This window comes from Acetobacter tropicalis (assembly GCF_030644465.1).
Classification (GTDB): Bacteria; Pseudomonadota; Alphaproteobacteria; order Acetobacterales; family Acetobacteraceae; genus Acetobacter; species Acetobacter tropicalis.
The window spans coordinates 1,761,092-1,777,616 of sequence record NZ_JAUYUW010000001.1 but is presented as its reverse complement, the minus strand read 5'-3'; the positions used below and the strand labels follow the sequence as shown (position 1 = coordinate 1,777,616).

15 protein-coding genes are annotated in these 16,525 nt (G+C 58.4%); all 15 read right to left on the bottom strand.

Translation table 11 applies throughout. The features are described from left to right. Window positions 1-132: 132 nt before the first annotated feature. Window positions 133-1,167, bottom strand: a complete 1,035-nt coding sequence (gene folP, locus QWU00_RS07930) for a dihydropteroate synthase (RefSeq protein ID WP_035382666.1) — start codon at window positions 1,165-1,167, stop codon at window positions 133-135. 70 nt (window positions 1,168-1,237) lie between these two features. After that, the gene (gene ftsH / locus QWU00_RS07925) at window positions 1,238-3,184 is read right to left on the bottom strand and encodes an ATP-dependent zinc metalloprotease FtsH (RefSeq protein ID WP_035382664.1); all 1,947 of its coding nucleotides are present in this window, start codon (window positions 3,182-3,184) and stop codon (window positions 1,238-1,240) included. A gap of 177 nt (window positions 3,185-3,361) precedes the next feature. Beyond that, window positions 3,362-4,591 (bottom strand): tRNA lysidine(34) synthetase TilS, encoded by a 1,230-nt coding sequence (gene tilS / locus QWU00_RS07920; RefSeq protein ID WP_081939164.1) that lies wholly within the window; start codon window positions 4,589-4,591, stop codon window positions 3,362-3,364. An 89-nt stretch (window positions 4,592-4,680) separates the two neighbouring features. After that, window positions 4,681-5,553: a tol-pal system YbgF family protein gene (locus QWU00_RS07915; protein ID WP_052051597.1), complete on the bottom strand. Its 873-nt coding sequence runs from the start codon at window positions 5,551-5,553 to the stop codon at window positions 4,681-4,683. Between the two features lie 152 nt (window positions 5,554-5,705). Next, entirely contained in the window at window positions 5,706-6,182 is a 477-nt protein-coding gene (gene pal, locus QWU00_RS07910; protein ID WP_035382583.1) for a peptidoglycan-associated lipoprotein Pal, read from the bottom strand. Between the two features lie 437 nt (window positions 6,183-6,619). Continuing rightward, on the bottom strand, window positions 6,620-7,984 hold the full coding sequence (gene tolB, locus QWU00_RS07905) for a Tol-Pal system beta propeller repeat protein TolB (protein WP_006559844.1): 1,365 nt from the start codon (window positions 7,982-7,984) through the stop codon (window positions 6,620-6,622). A 25-nt stretch (window positions 7,985-8,009) separates the two neighbouring features. Further along, window positions 8,010-9,002 (bottom strand): hypothetical protein, encoded by a 993-nt coding sequence (locus tag QWU00_RS07900; RefSeq protein WP_035382578.1) that lies wholly within the window; start codon window positions 9,000-9,002, stop codon window positions 8,010-8,012. Window positions 9,003-9,029: 27 nt separating this feature from the next. After that, window positions 9,030-9,461, bottom strand: a complete 432-nt coding sequence (gene tolR, locus QWU00_RS07895) for a protein TolR (protein WP_035382576.1) — start codon at window positions 9,459-9,461, stop codon at window positions 9,030-9,032. A gap of 3 nt (window positions 9,462-9,464) precedes the next feature. Continuing rightward, window positions 9,465-10,205: a protein TolQ gene (tolQ, locus tag QWU00_RS07890; protein WP_176364784.1), complete on the bottom strand. Its 741-nt coding sequence runs from the start codon at window positions 10,203-10,205 to the stop codon at window positions 9,465-9,467. 95 nt (window positions 10,206-10,300) lie between these two features. Then, window positions 10,301-10,714, bottom strand: a complete 414-nt coding sequence (gene ybgC, locus QWU00_RS07885) for a tol-pal system-associated acyl-CoA thioesterase (protein WP_035382572.1) — start codon at window positions 10,712-10,714, stop codon at window positions 10,301-10,303. Beyond that, the gene (ruvB, locus tag QWU00_RS07880) at window positions 10,711-11,790 is read right to left on the bottom strand and encodes a Holliday junction branch migration DNA helicase RuvB (protein WP_006557693.1); all 1,080 of its coding nucleotides are present in this window, start codon (window positions 11,788-11,790) and stop codon (window positions 10,711-10,713) included. The genes ybgC and ruvB overlap by 4 nt, the downstream gene beginning before the upstream one ends. Further along, window positions 11,787-12,395, bottom strand: a complete 609-nt coding sequence (gene ruvA, locus QWU00_RS07875) for a Holliday junction branch migration protein RuvA (RefSeq protein ID WP_006557694.1) — start codon at window positions 12,393-12,395, stop codon at window positions 11,787-11,789. The genes ruvB and ruvA overlap by 4 nt, the downstream gene beginning before the upstream one ends. Continuing rightward, a complete protein-coding gene (gene ruvC, locus QWU00_RS07870; RefSeq protein WP_035382570.1) occupies window positions 12,392-12,898 on the bottom strand; it encodes a crossover junction endodeoxyribonuclease RuvC in 507 nt (168 codons plus the stop codon). The genes ruvA and ruvC overlap by 4 nt, the downstream gene beginning before the upstream one ends. 2 nt (window positions 12,899-12,900) lie before the next feature. Further along, window positions 12,901-13,650, bottom strand: a complete 750-nt coding sequence (locus tag QWU00_RS07865) for a YebC/PmpR family DNA-binding transcriptional regulator (RefSeq protein WP_035382568.1) — start codon at window positions 13,648-13,650, stop codon at window positions 12,901-12,903. Window positions 13,651-13,689: 39 nt separating this feature from the next. Next, window positions 13,690-16,413 (bottom strand): preprotein translocase subunit SecA, encoded by a 2,724-nt coding sequence (secA, locus tag QWU00_RS07860; RefSeq protein ID WP_035382567.1) that lies wholly within the window; start codon window positions 16,411-16,413, stop codon window positions 13,690-13,692. Window positions 16,414-16,525: the final 112 nt, after the last annotated feature.

Sequence of the window (16,525 nt, the reverse complement as noted above, 5' to 3'; positions counted from 1 at the left end):
ATCTCTCTCCATGCCGTCGGGCCATTTTGCAGACGATGTGACGCCCAAAAATGGCTTTTTTCCTTCTTCTCTTCTCCCTAAAACGATTCAGGGTCTGAAGAAACCGCGAAGACCTGCACCGACCTTCTTTTTTCAAGCGACATGCACAGCCCGCCACACCGTGACGGCCTGCACCATGCCCTCCACCTCATGCACACGCAAAATACTATTCCCCAAAGGCAAGGCCTCCAGCGTAGCCGTTTGAGTGGCAGGGTCTCGCCGTGCCGGGTCTGATACCCCCGTCAATTCCCCGATCATACGTTTGCGGGAAAGACCTAGCAGCACCCTGCACCCCAGATTAGCCAGCAGGGGAAGACGTGCCAGCATTTCCCGGTTCTGCTCGGTCGTTTTGGCAAACCCCAGACCGGGGTCAATCACCAGACGTTCGCGTGCAATGCCCGCATCCAAGGCAGCCTGCACTCTCTGGCCCAACTCCCGCACCACCTCGTAACCTACATCCTCATACACCGCATGCTGCGCCATGGTTTCTGGAACACCACGCATATGCATCAGCACCACACCACACTCGTGCTCGGCTAGAAGCGGCAAAGCATCTGGATCGTACGCCAGAGCTGAAACATCGTTGATCACATCGGCCCCAACGGCCAGAGCCTGCTCCATCACAAAGCTATTACGGGTATCCACAGAGAGAACCACATCTGGAGACTGCTTCCTTAGTGCGCGGAGGGCGGGGCCTATCCGGTTCCATTCCTGCTGCGGAGTGACAGGCAAGGACCCCGGACGTGTGCTTTCTCCCCCCAGATCAAGCACATCGGCCCCGGCGCGAACCATTGCCTGCCCCGCCTCTACAGCCTTGCTGGTTTCAAGGTGGGTTCCACCATCACTGAAACTGTCCGGTGTGAGGTTAAGGATACCCATGACCAAAGGCCTCTCGGGTAATTTTCCACTGACGGGCCTTTGGGCAACCCACACCAGTTCTTTCTCCCACCCGGCAGGGACGGCAGCAACAGGCATAAAGCCGCTGCGGGTATTATCTTCTATCAGATCCACACAGGTAAACGCTGCGGGACCACCCGCAAGTGGTAAGGCATCTCCTCGTTCCACCGCTTCCTGCGCGGCAACACCATAGAGCAGCCCTGCGGGCTCCACCAACCGCCTGAAATCCATGACTCTCCCCCCGAAACGCAAAGAAGGCGGCATTGCTGCCGCCTTCCCTTAACCATAGCTCATCCTGCTCTTAGCCCGGCTGAGGCACGGGTGTCATGCCACCCTCATCCCCTTCCGGCTTGGAACCGGGCGGTGTGATGTCCGGCCCAGAAACCTGAGGCACGGAAGACCGACGGTTCACGGGAGCAGAGTCATCAATCTCCACCCGTTCAATCGGCTGTCCACGCATGATCTGGCGAATTTCCTCGCCTGTCAGCGTTTCAAACTCCAGCAGGGCTTCGGCCAGACGGTGCAGTTCATCCACGTGATCGTGCATGTAGTTGCGGGCCTGATCATAAGCCTCATCAATCAGGCGCTTGATTTCAGCATCAATTTCCTTGGCCGTATGTTCAGAGAAATTCTTGGCAGCCCCACCAAAGAAGCCCATGCCACCACCCTGATCATCATTGGCAAAGGCGATCATGCCAACCTTTTCGCTCATGCCCCATTCGGTCACCATGCTGCGGGCAACACGGGTCGCCATCTGGATATCACCCATCGCGCCGTTGCAGATGTTGTCCTTGCCGTAAACAACTTCCTCTGCCACGCGGCCACCCATGGCCACCACCAGATGAGCAATACAGTTCTTTTTGCTCATGGACAGGCGATCACCTTCAGGCAGACGCATCACCATACCCAGTGCCCGCCCACGCGGAATAATGGTCGCCTTGTGAATGGGTTCACTTTCCGGCACCAGCACAGCCGTAATGGCATGGCCAGCTTCATGATACGCCGTGCGCTTCTTTTCCTCATCACTCATGACAAGGGAACGACGCTCAGCACCCATCAGCACCTTGTCCTTGGCGTCTTCAAACTCACGCATGGCAACCGTGCGCTTGCCCAGACGGGCAGCAGCCAAAGCGGCCTCGTTCACCAGATTGGCAAGATCAGCCCCGGAGAAACCGGGCGTGCCACGGGCAATAATGCGAGGGTCCACATCAGATGCCAGCGGAACCTTGCGCATGTGAACACGCAGGATTTTTTCACGGCCAGACACATCCGGGTTCGGCACCACAACCTGACGATCAAACCGGCCGGGACGCAGCAGAGCCGGGTCCAACACGTCAGGACGGTTGGTGGCCGCAATCAGAATAACGCCTTCGTTACTTTCAAAGCCGTCCATTTCAACCAGCATCTGGTTGAGTGTCTGTTCGCGTTCATCGTTACCGCCGCCCATGCCAGCCCCACGGTGGCGGCCTACGGCGTCAATTTCGTCAATGAAGATAATGCACGGTGCAGCTTTCTTGCCCTGCTCGAACATGTCACGCACGCGGGAAGCACCCACACCTACGAACATTTCCACAAAGTCAGAGCCGGAAATGGTGAAGAACGGCACATTGGCTTCACCCGCAATAGCGCGCGCCAGCAGCGTCTTACCTGTGCCCGGAGGACCACACAGCAGAACCCCTTTAGGGATTTTACCGCCCAGACGGGTGAATTTCTGCGGGTCTTTAAGGAAATCGACAATTTCCTGCAACTCGCTCTTGGCTTCATCAATGCCGGCCACATCCTCAAACGTGACGCGACCATGCTTTTCCGTCAGCATCTTGGCGCGGGATTTGCCAAAGCCCATGGCCCGACCGCCGCCGCCCTGCATCTGGCGCATCATGAACAGCCATGCCCCCACCAGCAGGATAATGGGCAGAGAGTTCAGGAAGTAGCGCAGCAGCGGGCTGCCTTCCTGATCAAGCGGCTTGGCCACAACCTCAACTCCCTTGCCGACCATACGGCTGACAAGTGAAGGATCCTGCGGCGCAAACGTCTCAAAGGCGGTCCCGTCGGTCAGAGTGCCGGAGATATTGTGATTCTGCATCACAACGGAGCGGACATGGCCTGAATCCACGTCTGCCACGAAATCTGAATAGGCAAGCTGCTGGGCCGCATGCTGTGTGCTCCCCGGCTGGAAAACATCCACCAGCAAAAGCAGCAGCACGATGATGCTGACCCAGAGAGCCAAATTGCGGCCTAAATTGTTCATCTTGGCTGTGTTTCCATACTTATCGTGCGAGAGCGCCGGAGAGCCCCCAATCTGAGCGGCAGATGCCGGAAAATGCAACCTCTGCTGTTATAAATGGGACGCTGTACGGATATTCCTACCCCGCAAACAGTTTTTTCTGCCTGTTTGGGGACCTGCGCAGCGCTTTTTTCTCCTGCCCTACTCTGGCAACTCTCCATACACACCGCTGCCGGAAACCGGAACAGGTGGCCGGAACGTAAACCGTGCTCCACACAGGGCCGGATCTTCCCATATATTTAAATGAGGCACAGCAACACGCTGCCCCTCGCGCCACAGGGCTGGCAGGGTTGCACATAAGCGCGCGGGCCACCCGGCGCGGCTGGCGCGGGGCACGCCTATCCCTGCCGCACCCACCCGTAATCCTTCCGCCTCAAGCTCTGAAGGCAGGTGCAACACAAAACGGTTATCCCATAGGCTTCCATTCTGTGCGATCACACGACCCTGCATGGCTGCTGCCTCACGCAGTAAAATCCATTGCCCTTTATGCCGAAGCATCTGTACCCCCGCCAGCGTAGCTGGTTGCGCTTCCTCACACAGGCGCGCGGCGGCAGAGGGAGATGGAGGATAAGGCAATCCGCCCACGCTCCGGATAAGGGGAGAAAGCAGCGCTGGCTTCGGCAAGGTAGACCCCAGACACACCCACCCTTCCGGTAGAAACGCTGCGTTCTGCGCCAGATACTGCGTGTAATCCGCTTCCTGCTGCATGCGCGCCCGACCATAGCGGATGGCTTCTTGCCACAAGGTGTCTCGCCTATCTCCGGTGAGCAAAGCCTGCCGGACACGGACCCGTTCCGCTTTGGTATCCTCGTTGGAGGGATCATCCACCCACGCTACACCGGCCTGCCGCAATGTGTTGCGCAACGCCGCGCGAGAAAACCCCAGCAGAGGACGCACCAGCCGCATATCGGGCAGCACCGTGCTCCACCCCATCCCCGCCAGCCCTGTTGGACCGCTGCCTGCACGTTGCCGCATGGCAACAGTTTCGGCCTGATCATCCGCCTGATGCCCCAAGAGGAGATCAAGGCAGCCCATCTCCCGGCATGCGTGTGCCAGCGCCGCATAGCGCGCCTGCCGGGCACGCTCTGCCATGCGCGGGCCTTTTGCCAGATCTGTCAGGGTCAGGATACGTCCGCGCACGCCCAGATTCGCCAGACGACTTACCGTTAAACGGGCTTCTTCTGCGGATTCGGGGCGCAATCCATGGTCAACCACAAACGCAATAAGTCGCTTGCGCCAGCGCGATGCCAGCCACGCCAGACAAAGACTATCCCCCCCGCCAGATACCGCAAGTGCGATGGGTGGAAAGGAGGGATCATCCGGCATCCATGGCCCAAGGCGTGTGATAATGGCCTGAAACTGCGCGGGCAAAACAGGAGTGTCAGAAAAAGGAGAAGGAGGAGCCAGAGCACCATCGGCTTGCCGGAGTCCCTCCCCTTCAAAGGCGGTCAGTCCAGAAATTACTGGCAGCCGCCCCGACCGGCATAAATTTCAGCAGCATGAGAAACGCGCTGTGTTGGTGAGGGAAACTCTGACTTCAGTTTTCCCAGCGCCTGACACGCCGCCTTTTTGTCCCCCAACGCCAGCAGGGAAGCCGTAACACCCAGCAGGGCATCCGGCGCACGTGCACTTTTGGGAGCCTGACGGTACGCGTCATAATACGCTACCGCAGACTGGCGGTATTGCTTTTCCCCGGCCAGAGACTGTGCCAGCAGGAACTGGGCATCGACCTTGAAGCTGCCTTTGGCGTTTTTCAAAGCGCCCTCGGCGTTCTCGTGAGCGGTTGCGTAATCACGCTTCTGCAAGGCAGCTTTCCCAGCGGCCAGCATGGCGTCAGGCGTTGTCGGCTTGGCCGCAGCATCCGCTCCACTTCCGCTTGCTGCGGACGCGGTCGCAGCAGTTGCCGCCCCCGCTGCGGCACCAGCAGCAGCCCCGCCGCCGCCGTTCTGCGCGGCAAACTGTGCATCCGCTACCTGTTTGGAAAGCGCGGCTGTCTGCTTTTGCAGATCATTGGTAAGCTGATCGATCTCACCCCGCATTTCACGCTGCTGCTGTTCCAGCGTGTTCACACGTTCCAGAAGCTGGGCTGTGAGATCCCCACCGCCACCGGATGACGGCGCGGGGGTAGCGGATGGCGCAGGCAGTGCGCCACTTCCCCCTGAAGACTGGATCTGGCTCAACTGCTGCTGAAGCGCCATGATCTGGTTTTGCAGAGCAAGCCCTTCACGGCTGGAAACCTCCTGCGCATGCGCAAGCGGTGTGCTGGCGGCCAGCACGGCAGCCAACGGAAGACCCAGCACGGCCATGCGCCCGCAGGCGGAAACTGATGTCATCACCAGGCGTTTCATAAAGACCTCACCCTTTTAAAAAAGCGGGCAAGGATTTCATCATTCCAGCCCGGAAAACAAGAGCCTGAACGCAAAAACAGGCTGGGCGAAAACCACCCAGCCTGCTTTTTCAGACCAAATATGAACGAACTCGAAACTTATTTGACAGAAGTAATCGCGTTACGGTTCTGGGCCCATGCGCTTTCATCATCACCAACTGCGGTCGGGCGGTCCTTACCGTAGGAGATGGTGGAAATGCGGGAAGATGCAACACCTTTGGCAACCAGGAAGTCACGTGCCGCATTGGCACGACGCTGACCCAGAGCAATGTTGTATTCTTCCGTGCCACGGTCATCGCAGTTGCCAGCAACTTCAACGTTGACCTGCGGGTACTGAGCCAGCCAGGAGGCCTGCTTCTGCAGGGTGGTCTGGGCGTCAGAGGTCAGGCCGCTCTTGTTCAGATCAAAGAACACGCGGTCCCCAACGTTGGCGACCAGATCGGCTTCACTACCGGGAACAGGGCCGCTCGGCTGTGCCGTTGCTGCACCCGTGGACGCACCGGTATCGGCCTTTTCATGCGCACAGGCAGAAAGAAGGGCAACCATACCAAGTGCAGCGATAAACTTCAGTCTCATGTGTCGGATCCTGAGATTAGTTCAATATGAGAACTATTCGGAGAGAAAAAACAAACTTAAGTGCTTGCATCCCCGCGTATTCTTCTGCTCCTCTCCGAAGCCTTCGAAGAGCCGACGAATTTTGGAGACCACCTTGCCCTAAGCCATAGCTTATTCTTCCGGTCAAGCGACATCTCAGATTTAGATGACAGCCATTCGCAAACCGATGCCAAATAGCCACATAATGGCATCAAAGGCAGCAGTTTACTAAGCATGCGAAGTAATCGAATCGCAAATCTGGATTTTTATTTAGAAAGACGCTCCCTTCTCTTTGGGGAGTCGGAACCGTCACTTTCCTATTATCCGCCTCAATACGGCATAAAAAAGGCGGAGCGGGGTTTTTTCCCGTCCGCCTTCATTGGCTTTGGCTCGTGCCTTAATGGCGCAAACCCGAACCGTTACCCGTTAAGGGGTGACCATGCTGGATCAGACGCCTGACCGGGTGTTGGCAGGACGCGATCATTGAAGCCCGTAATGTCCACCATACCGATGGTTGAATTAAAACCTGCGCCCCCGGCACCCGCACGGGTCTGGCGGCAATAGGCGAGAACACGACCGTTGGGGCAGAAACTCGGGCTTTCCACTGTAAAGCCTTCAGTCATGATCCGTTCACCCGTGCCATCCGGGTTCATGACCCCCAGAGAGAAGCTGCCATTGGCAATGCGGGTAAAGGCAATCAGATCCCCACGCGGAGACCATACCGGAGACCCATACGTGCCATTGCCGTAAGAAATACGGCGTGCCCCGCCGCCAGACGCACTCATGATGTACAACTGCGGGCTGCCGCCACGGTCAGAGTTGAAAACAATCTGTGAGCCATCGGGGCTGTAGCTGGGGCTGGTGTCAATGGCGCCGGATGCCGTGATCTGGCGACGCGAGCCAGAGGCCAGATCAACCACAAACAGGTCTGACCCACCATTACGGGTAACGGACAGAACAACGGAGCGACCATCTGGAGAGAAACGGGGCGCGAAGGAAATCCCCGCAAACTCACCCAGAATCTGCTGGCGGCCACTGCCGAGGTCAAACAGATACACCCGCGGACGATTATTGGCGTAGGACATGAAGGCCACCTGATCCTTCACCGGGCTGAAGCGCGGTGTCAGGGTCAGCCAGTTGCCTGCCGTCAACATGCGGGCGTTCGCACCGTCCTGATCCATGATGGCAAGGCGTGTACGCTGATGGGCCCGCGCGCCAGAGCGGGAAATGAAGGCGATACGGGTATCAAAGTACCCTTTTTCACCCAGCATGCGCTCATAGATCACATCCCCCACAATGTGGGCGATCCGCCGCCAGTTGGCGGAAGAGGTTGTGTAGGCCGTGCCCTGAATCTGCTGCTGTGTCAGTACATCCCACAGACGCATTTCCACCCGGACGGACCCGCTGCCGGAAACTGTACCTGTTACCAGCGCCCGTGCACCGGTTGCTTTTGCGGTAGAGAAATCTGGCGCGCCCGTGGAGGCCCCACCCGGCAGAACCTTGAACAGGCCTGTATTGGTCAGATCATTGCTCAGCACTTCTGCAATCTGAGCACCCAATCCACCGCCAAAATTGGGCAGGATAATGGGGATCGGTGCCGTGCGGGCCTGATCAACGGTAATTTCCGCTTCTGGTGCCGCGGCAGCGGCAGCCATGGCGGAAAGCGGGGTTGCCAGCAGCCCCCCGGCTGCCAGCCCGGCTCCCATCACGGTACGGCGGCCCAGAAAAGACTTCAGGTTGTCGGCATCCTGGTCAGAAATAATCGGCCGGGTATTCGTCAGCATACGTTTTTTCTCCCTGTGGCCTGAATCAAGGCCTGAATATAAATTTCAACTGCCGGGTCTGACCCAGAAGGTTTTTGGGAATTGGCAGCTTGGAACAGGTAGGGCTCAAAACCGCCGCCCGCGCCCGTTCCGCCAGAGCACGATAGGAAGGATCAGCGTTCATCTGTGCCTGTGTCTGCGGAGCAAACTGCACAATACGCGCCTCCCCTGTGGCATCCACCGTCACAATCAGGTGCGCCACAAAGGTCGCGTAATTCTTTGCGGCCGTATCTTCCGTATAGCAGCGCCGCACTGCTCCCCCGATGGCCTTCTGCTCACCCACACTCAGGCTGCGCGTAATATCCCCGGTGGGTGACCCACCCCCATTGGGCGCACCACCCTGCACGGGGTTGGCCTTTGCCGTGGGCGCATGCGTCTGCTTCTGGTCCGACCGGAATGAATCCAGTGTCTCCAGCAGAGAATGGCTGTCCGTCTGGGTTTTCTTCGCCTTGTTCGGCTGCGTGATATGCGACGGAATAGGCGTATCAGGCAGCGTATCCGTGGGTTCAGTCACAGGAGAAGGCGGCGCCACGTTCGGCGTCGCTTTTGGGGGCGACGGCGGAGACGGCGGCGTTTTCACCACATCCGGAGAAGGCTCATCCGCTTTGGGCGGAATGGGCGTATCAGGCAGCTTTTCCGCTTCTGGCACAGGCGGTGGCGGAATAGGCTGCGGTGGGGGTGGCGGAGGTGGCGATTCCTCGTTCGGAACAGGCTTGGGCGGTTCCGGCGTAGGGGGCGCATCATTCGGCACAGGGGCCGGAGCGGGCGCAGGTGTCGGGGAAGGCTTGTCAGCCTTGGCCGTGGAGCCGCCACTGTCAGCGCTTTCAAACTGCATTTCCACAACCGGAGGAGGTTCCTCCGGCGGCTTGGGGGCAGGCAGGGAAAGAAGAAGCGCCAACAGAAGCGCAATGTGCGCTCCGCCTGACAGATAGAGAGACCGCCGAAGCAGAATCTGTTCGGAACGGCGTGGCCGCACCATGAGTTTGTCCTCTCCGCGTGGGAGAATTTAGTGCCCGCTGCTGGCGGGTTGCTGCGCCAGCAGGGCCACGTGGGTGAAGCCGCCTTCGGTGATCTGCCCCATCACCTGCATGACACGCCCATAATCAATATGAGCATCACCACGGACAAAAATACGGTGTTCCGCATCGTTATTGGCAGCAGCCTTGAGCTGCGTCACCAACTGATCCGGCGAGACTTCGGAATCTCCCAGATAAAGCGTTCCGTCAGACTTGATGGACACCGTTATGGGTTTGGTATCTGAATTAACGGGCCGGGCATCGGTCTTGGGCAGGTCCACGTTCACGCCGCTTGTCAACATGGGGGATGTGACCATGAAGATGATAAGCAGAACCAGCATGACGTCCACCATAGGCGTCACGTTGATTTCGGCCATCGGACGCCGCCTGCGGCGCCCTCCTCCTCCCGACGGCATCGCCATGGCTCAGGCCCTTTCTTCGGACTGGCGGGAAAGAATGGCCGCAAATTCCGTGCCAAACCCTTCCAGACGGTCCTGGAACAGATCAAGGCTGTTGCTGATCACGTTATAGGCCACATAAGCAGGTACAGCCGTAAGCAGGCCAATGGCCGTTGCAAACAGGGCTTCTGAAATACCGGGGGCCACAACGCTCAGATTGGTGTTGTGCATGGCGGCAATGGACGCAAAGGAATGCATGATCCCCCACACCGTGCCAAACAGGCCGACAAACGGTGCAACGGGCGCCACTGTTGCCAGAAAAATCACCCAACGGCGCAGGCGATCCATTTCACGCGTCACCGTAATGCCAATGGCACGGTCAACACGTTCCTTCACGCCGCCGCGCACCAGATCCACACCGGGGATACGGGCAGAACGCCGCCATTCCCCCATAGCGGCACCAAATACGGCAGCCAGCGGGTGCACCGGCTTGGCGCCATCACTTTCATACAGATCATCAAGGCTGCCGCCAGACCAGAACCGGTCTTCAAAGGCTGAGGCCTGTTTGTTGATCCGCCGCAGTGTAACAATCTTGTCGAAAATAATGGCCCAAACCATCACGCTACACAGCACAAGCCCCAGCATGACCAGTTTGACCATAAAGGAGGCATTCATAAACATGCCCCATACCGACAGATCTCCCGCCGCTGCTACGCCGAGATTTGCCGCGTCAACCGCACGATCCAAAAACGCCTCCTGCCTCTGCACCCATAGTGGGCAACCAGTCACCGACTCGGGCTTTTACCTATGCTGCCCAACTGCACCGTTTTTACTGTCTTCCGTGCGAAAGCAGAAGAGGGCCTCTACTCTTCCGCTTCAAGTCGGCGTAAAAGATCACGCCATAACGGCGGAAATCGGGCAGGACGACCATCTTTTGCTTTGACGCAGGCCAGAACCACGTCAACGCGCGCGCAAAATTCATTACCGCGGGTAAAAACCTGCTCAAGCCTGCAACTTGCCGCCTTCTGCTCAAGCAGGCGCGTGGTGACAGTTGCAATATCATCAAGCGTGAGCGGCACCCGGTAATTGATCGTGGCATCCCGCACCACAAACACCAGCCCGAACTCTGACAAAAGGCTGGCCGCCGGCATGCCCAGGCTGCGAATGGCCTCCGTGCGCGCCCGCTCGGCAAACGCCAGATACCGGGCGTGATACACAATGCCCCCTGCATCTGTATCTTCATAATAAATGCGAAAATCGATGCTATGCGTGGTCATTCGCCCTCCTCATCTTCCGGCAGAAGATCCATCTGGGCTGAACGCGGCTCATCCGGTCTGGCCGGTGGGGTCAGACCCAGATGCCGCCAGCCCCGCTCCCCAAGCATGCGCCCCCGACTGGTACGCATAATCAGCCCTTCCTGAATCAGATAAGGCTCAATCACGTCTTCCAGTGTGTCCCGCGCTTCAGCCAAGGCGGCAGCAAGTGTCTCTACGCCAACCGGGCCGCCATGGTGATATTCCGCAATGCGGCGCAGGTAACGGCGGTCCATGGCATCCAGCCCCAGTGCATCCACTTCCAGACGACTGAGAGCCGCATCCGCAACCTCACGACTGACGGGAGCCGTGCCTTTGCCGCTTACCAGCGCAAAATCCCGCACCCGGCGCAGCAGACGCCCCGCAATACGGGGTGTGCCACGGGAACGGCGGGCAATTTCCTCCGCCCCCTCGCTGCTAAGCGCAAAGCCGAGCTTTTCCGCCCCGCGCGCCACAATCAGCCGGAGTTCATCCGGCGTATAGAACACCAGCCGAAGCGGAATACCAAAACGGTCCCGCAAGGGGGTGGCCAAAAGGCCCGCACGGGTTGTTGCCGCCACCAAGGTAAAGGGGGGCAGATCAATCCGCACAGACCGTGCGGCCGGGCCTTCCCCAATAATCAGATCAAGCTGGAAATCTTCCATTGCGGGATAGAGAATTTCCTCGATCGCGGGCTGCAGGCGATGAATTTCATCAATAAACAGCACATCCCGCGGTTGAAGGTTGGTCAGGATGGCCGCCAGGTCACCAGCCCGTTGAATAACCGGGCCAGATGTTGCCCGAAACCCGACCCCGAGTTCACGAGAGACAATCTGCGCCAGTGTGGTTTTGCCCAACCCCGGTGGCCCATGCAGAAGAACATGGTCCAGTGCCTCTCCCCGCTGGCGGGCAGCGGCAATAAACACGGCCAGATTTTCCCGACTCGCACGTTGCCCGGTAAAATCCGCCAGAGTTTGCGGGCGAAGCGACCCTTCTCCCGCATCATCCTCGTGGCGGCCGGCGTCGATTTCCCGTTCAGGCGTGAAGTCAGCACCGCTCATCGGGCCAGCTCCTTCAGGCTATCCCGCAGCACTGTATCCAGGGTGGCGGCTGCGCCGCGTTCGTCCAGCAAGCGCCGCACAACCGGCACAGCCTCCGAACGGCGGAACCCCAGACCGGCCAGCGCCATCAAGGCATCTGCCTCAATCCCGCCGCCAGGTGTGGCCGCAGCAGGGAACACAATCCCACCGCCACCACCGGGCATTTTACCCGCTTTATCACGCAGTTCCGTCAGGATTCGGTCGGCCAGACGCCCCCCTACACCCGGTGCACGGGTCAGGCTGGCTTTGTCCGCTGTGGAAAGCGCAGCCACCAGTTCACCCGGAGAAAGTGTGGACAGAATCCCCAAGGCCACTTTGGCCCCAACGCCCTGCACGCTGGTCAGCAGCCGGAACCATTCACGTTCCGCGCTTTCCATGAAGCCGTACAGAAGAATGGCATCTTCCCGCACCACTGTTTCAATCAGCACGCGGGCTTTTTCCGGCGGATTGGGCAGCGCCGCCAAGGTGCGTGTGGACGCCGAGACCAGATATCCCACGCCGTTCACATCAATAACGCACGATCCTGTTTCAACCTGAATGACCAACCCGCACAGAAACGCAATCATGCCATTCTTACCCCGGCCGCAATGTGGCGGGCGCTGGCCCGATGATGCGCATGGCAAATGGCCACCGCCAATGCGTCAGACGCATCTGCCCGCAAAACCTTAACCCCAGGCAGCAGACGGCGTACCATCATTTCCACCTGATCCTTATCGGCAGAGCCTGTGCCCACAACAGATTTTTTAACAGACAACGCGCCGTATTCCGCCACTTCCAGCCCGGCCAAAGCCGGAGCCAGAAGGGCCACGCCACGCGCGTATCCCAATTTGAGCGTGGCTGTGCCGTTACGGTTGACGTAAGTTTCTTCAACCGCCGCTTCAGACGGAGCCAGACGGTCTATCAGCAATGTCAGGTTTTCGTGCAGCACCTTTAGCCGGTCTGGCACGCTATCCGCGCTGTTGGTTGCAATCACGCCGTTTTCAACGTGCCGCAACCGGTTACCCTCGACATCAATCACACCCCAACCGGTAAACCGTAGGCCGGGATCAATGCCGAGCAGGCGCACCACTGTCAGGAAGACAGTTTTTCGGCCAGATCATCCGGCAGATCAAAATTGGCGTAAACGTTCTGCACGTCGTCATTGTCTTCCAGAACGTCCAGCAGCTTGAACACACTGGTGGCTTTTTCTTCATCCAGCGTCACGCTGTTTTCCGGCCGCCAGTCCAGCTTGGCGCTTTCTGGCTCACCAAACTTGGCTTCCAGCGAATCCCGCACGGTAAAAAAAGATTCCACTTCACAGGTGATCTCGTGCGTTGTGTCGGAAGACACAACATTTTCAGCCCCTGCTTCAATGGCGGCTTCCAGCATGTCATCTTCCGATGCCACAGAAAGCGGATAGGTGATCACACCAAGGCGACGGAACATGAAGGAGACCGAATTGGTTTCCCCCAGAGACCCACCATATTTGGAGAACGCCGCGCGCACATCAGATGCCGTGCGATTACGGTTATCGGTCAGGGCTTCCACAATAACAGCAACGCCAGCCGGGCCGTAACCTTCGTAGCGCACTTCCACATAATCTTCACCGCCCGCAGCGCCCGTCGCCTTTTTGATGGCGCGGTCAATATTGTCCTTGGGCATGTTCACATCACGCGCGGCGGCAATAGCCGCCCGCAGGCGCGGGTTGGACGCAGGGTCAGGCAGGCCGGAACGGGCAGCAACCGTCAGTTCACGAATAACCTTGGCAAACTGTTTGGCCCGCTTGGCATCCTGCGCACCTTTACGGTGCATGATGTTCTTAAATTGGGAATGACCCGCCATAGTTCCTTACCTAACTGTCCCGTCCACACTCCCGCCTGCTCAGATCAGGCGGCCATGACAATGTTTATATTTTTTGCCTGAACCACAGGGGCATGGCGCGTTACGCGGTGTTTCGCCCCAGCTTGACGGATCATCCGGCATGATGGCGCTGGCCCCGATGGGTACTGCCATTTCAGGCGCAGCACCCGGAGACAATCCCGGCCCAGGTTCGGACTCAAAGCCCGGAATTTCCGGGTTTGCGTGAACTTCTGCTGTATCCGCAAACGGATCAACCGTGCCAGCCGGAGCCACTTCCACACGCGCCACCAGAGACACAACGCGTTCACGCATTTCTTCAAGCATGATGGTGAAGAGCTGGAAGGCCTCATGCTTGTATTCGTTCAGCGGATCTTTCTGGCCGTATGCCCGCAGCCCGATGCCCTGACGCATCTGATCAAGCGCATGCAGATGCTCTTTCCAAACGGCATCATAGGTGGTCAGCAAGACCTGTTTTTCAATGAACCGCATCAGATCCGGGCCAAGATTGGCAGCCCGGGCGGCATGTGCCTGCGTAGCAGCCTGACTGATGCGCTCAGCAACCTGCTCCGCATCCATGCCGTCTTCCTTCGCCCATTCGGCAATCGGCAGATCAAGTGCGAATGTCTTGTTTGCAGCCGCATGCAGGCCGTCCACATCCCATTGTTCCGCAAAGGATTTTTCAGGAATATGGCGCGCCACCATGGCGTCAATCACATCTTCCTGCGCTTCCGCAATGATGGAGGACACATCCTCGGTAGACATGTATTCCCGGCGCTGGGCGTACACTTCCTTGCGCTGGTCATTCATCACGTCATCATATTTGAGCGTGTTCTTGCGCATGTCGAAGTTGCGGGCTTCAACTTTTTTCTGCGCCCGTTCCAGCGCCTTGCTCAGCCAGGGGTGAACAATGGCCTCGCCTTCTTTCATGCCCATTTTCTGGAACATGCCGCCCATACGGTCAGACCCGAAAATGCGCATCAGGTCATCTTGCAGGGAGATAAAGAACCGCGAATTACCCGGATCACCCTGACGGCCGGCGCGACCCCGCAACTGGTTATCAATCCGGCGGCTTTCATGCCGCTCGGTGCCGATAACAAACAGGCCACCGGCCTGCTTCACAATCTCATGGTCACGGCTCACACGGTCCCGAATGGCCTGCTCGGCCGCATCCCGTTCCGGTGACGGCTCCATGCCTTCAAGCTGCTGCTCTATCAGCATGTCAACATTGCCGCCCAGCTTGATGTCCGTCCCACGTCCGGCCATGTTGGTAGCAATGGTGATAGCACCCGGAGACCCCGCCTGCGCCACAATCTTGGCTTCCATTTCATGGAAACGGGCATTGAGCACATTATGGGGAATGTTTTCCTGCTTCAGCAGGGCGGAAAGCGCTTCACTTTTCTCAATGGAGGTCGTGCCCACCAGAATAGGCTGGTTGCGCTCATGCACCTCACGGATAAGACGCGTGACAGCCGCGAATTTCTCCGCTTCCGTCAGATAGATCTCATCATCTTCATCTTTACGGGCAACTGGCCGGTTGGTGGGAATTTCCACCACATCCAGCTTGTAGATTTCCGCAAATTCGTCGGCCTCGGTCATGGCCGTGCCGGTCATGCCAGACAGTTTGGGATAAAGACGGAAGAAGTTCTGGAAGGTGATGGAGGCCAGCGTCTGGTTTTCCTGCTGGACCTCAACATGTTCCTTGGCTTCCAGCGCCTGATGCAGGCCATCCGAATACCGGCGGCCTTCCATCATGCGGCCGGTGAATTCATCAATAATCACCACCTTGCCGCCCCGCACGATGTAATCCACATCACGCGAGAACAGGGTGTGGGCGCGCAGAGACTGCTGCACGTGATGAACCACAGCCACATGATGCAGGTCATACAACCCGCCTTCATCCAGCACGCCTGCCTCCCGCAGCAGGTCTTCCACCTTGTCAGACCCGGCATCCGTCAGCACAACGCTGCGGAATTTTTCGTCCTTATCGTAAGTGGAGGGGTCCTGCACCAGCCGGACCACCACTTCATCAACCGCCCGATACAATTCGGAACTATCTTCCGCCGGGCCGGAAATAATGAGCGGTGTACGGGCTTCATCAATCAGGATGGAGTCCACTTCGTCCACAATGGCGTGGTAGAAGGGGCGTTGCACCATCTCTTCCAGGCGATATTTCATATTATCGCGCAGGTAATCGAAGCCGAATTCGTTATTGGTGCCGTAGGTAATATCTGCCGCATAGGCCGCGCGGCGGGCTTCATCAGGCATATTGGGCACGATGGTGCCCGTGGTCAGCCCAAGAAAACCGTAGAGCTTGCTCATCTCGGCAGCATCACGCGAGGCGAGGTAATCATTCACCGTCACCACATGCACGCCTTTGCCGGCCAGAGCGCTGAGATACACTGCCAGCGTTGCCACCAACGTCTTGCCTTCGCCGGTGCGCATTTCGGCAATACGGCCAGCCTGCAGCACCATGCCGCCAATAAGCTGCACGTCAAAATGCCGCATACCCAGCACGCGGCGGGATGCCTCACGCGCTACGGCAAACGCTTCGGGCAGGAGGCTGTCTAGCGTGGCCCCTTGGGCCAGCCGTTCACGAAACTCTCCCGTCTTGGCTGCAAGCGCGGCGTCATCCAGCGCCTGCATCTGGGGTTCCAGGGCGTTGATTTCCGGCACGCGGCGCTGGAACATCTTGAGCGTCCGATCATTGGCAGTGCCGAACAGGGCGCGGACGAAGCTTGCGAGCATGAAAACCTTTCCGGAACAATGCGCGACCCCTTCCCCCTTCCATCCGGAACCAGACCGGCGGAGACAGAACAAGGCATCAGCATGGAGTGGCTCGGGGGCAAAATAGGGCCGA

Coding starts and splice junctions, on each gene's coding strand:
- QWU00_RS07865 (WP_035382568.1), bottom strand. CDS start 13,650: ATGGCGGGTCATTCCCAATTTAAGAACATCATGCACCGTAAAGGTGCG.
- ruvB (WP_006557693.1), bottom strand. CDS start 11,790: ATGAGCGGTGCTGACTTCACGCCTGAACGGGAAATCGACGCCGGCCGC.
- ruvA (WP_006557694.1), bottom strand. CDS start 12,395: ATGATTGCGTTTCTGTGCGGGTTGGTCATTCAGGTTGAAACAGGATCG.
- ybgC (WP_035382572.1), bottom strand. CDS start 10,714: ATGACCACGCATAGCATCGATTTTCGCATTTATTATGAAGATACAGAT.
- folP (WP_035382666.1), bottom strand. CDS start 1,167: ATGGATTTCAGGCGGTTGGTGGAGCCCGCAGGGCTGCTCTATGGTGTT.
- ftsH (WP_035382664.1), bottom strand. CDS start 3,184: ATGAACAATTTAGGCCGCAATTTGGCTCTCTGGGTCAGCATCATCGTG.
- tolR (WP_035382576.1), bottom strand. CDS start 9,461: ATGGCGATGCCGTCGGGAGGAGGAGGGCGCCGCAGGCGGCGTCCGATG.
- secA (WP_035382567.1), bottom strand. CDS start 16,413: ATGCTCGCAAGCTTCGTCCGCGCCCTGTTCGGCACTGCCAATGATCGG.
- QWU00_RS07900 (WP_035382578.1), bottom strand. CDS start 9,002: ATGGTGCGGCCACGCCGTTCCGAACAGATTCTGCTTCGGCGGTCTCTC.
- tolB (WP_006559844.1), bottom strand. CDS start 7,984: ATGCTGACGAATACCCGGCCGATTATTTCTGACCAGGATGCCGACAAC.
- QWU00_RS07915 (WP_052051597.1), bottom strand. CDS start 5,553: ATGACATCAGTTTCCGCCTGCGGGCGCATGGCCGTGCTGGGTCTTCCG.
- pal (WP_035382583.1), bottom strand. CDS start 6,182: ATGAGACTGAAGTTTATCGCTGCACTTGGTATGGTTGCCCTTCTTTCT.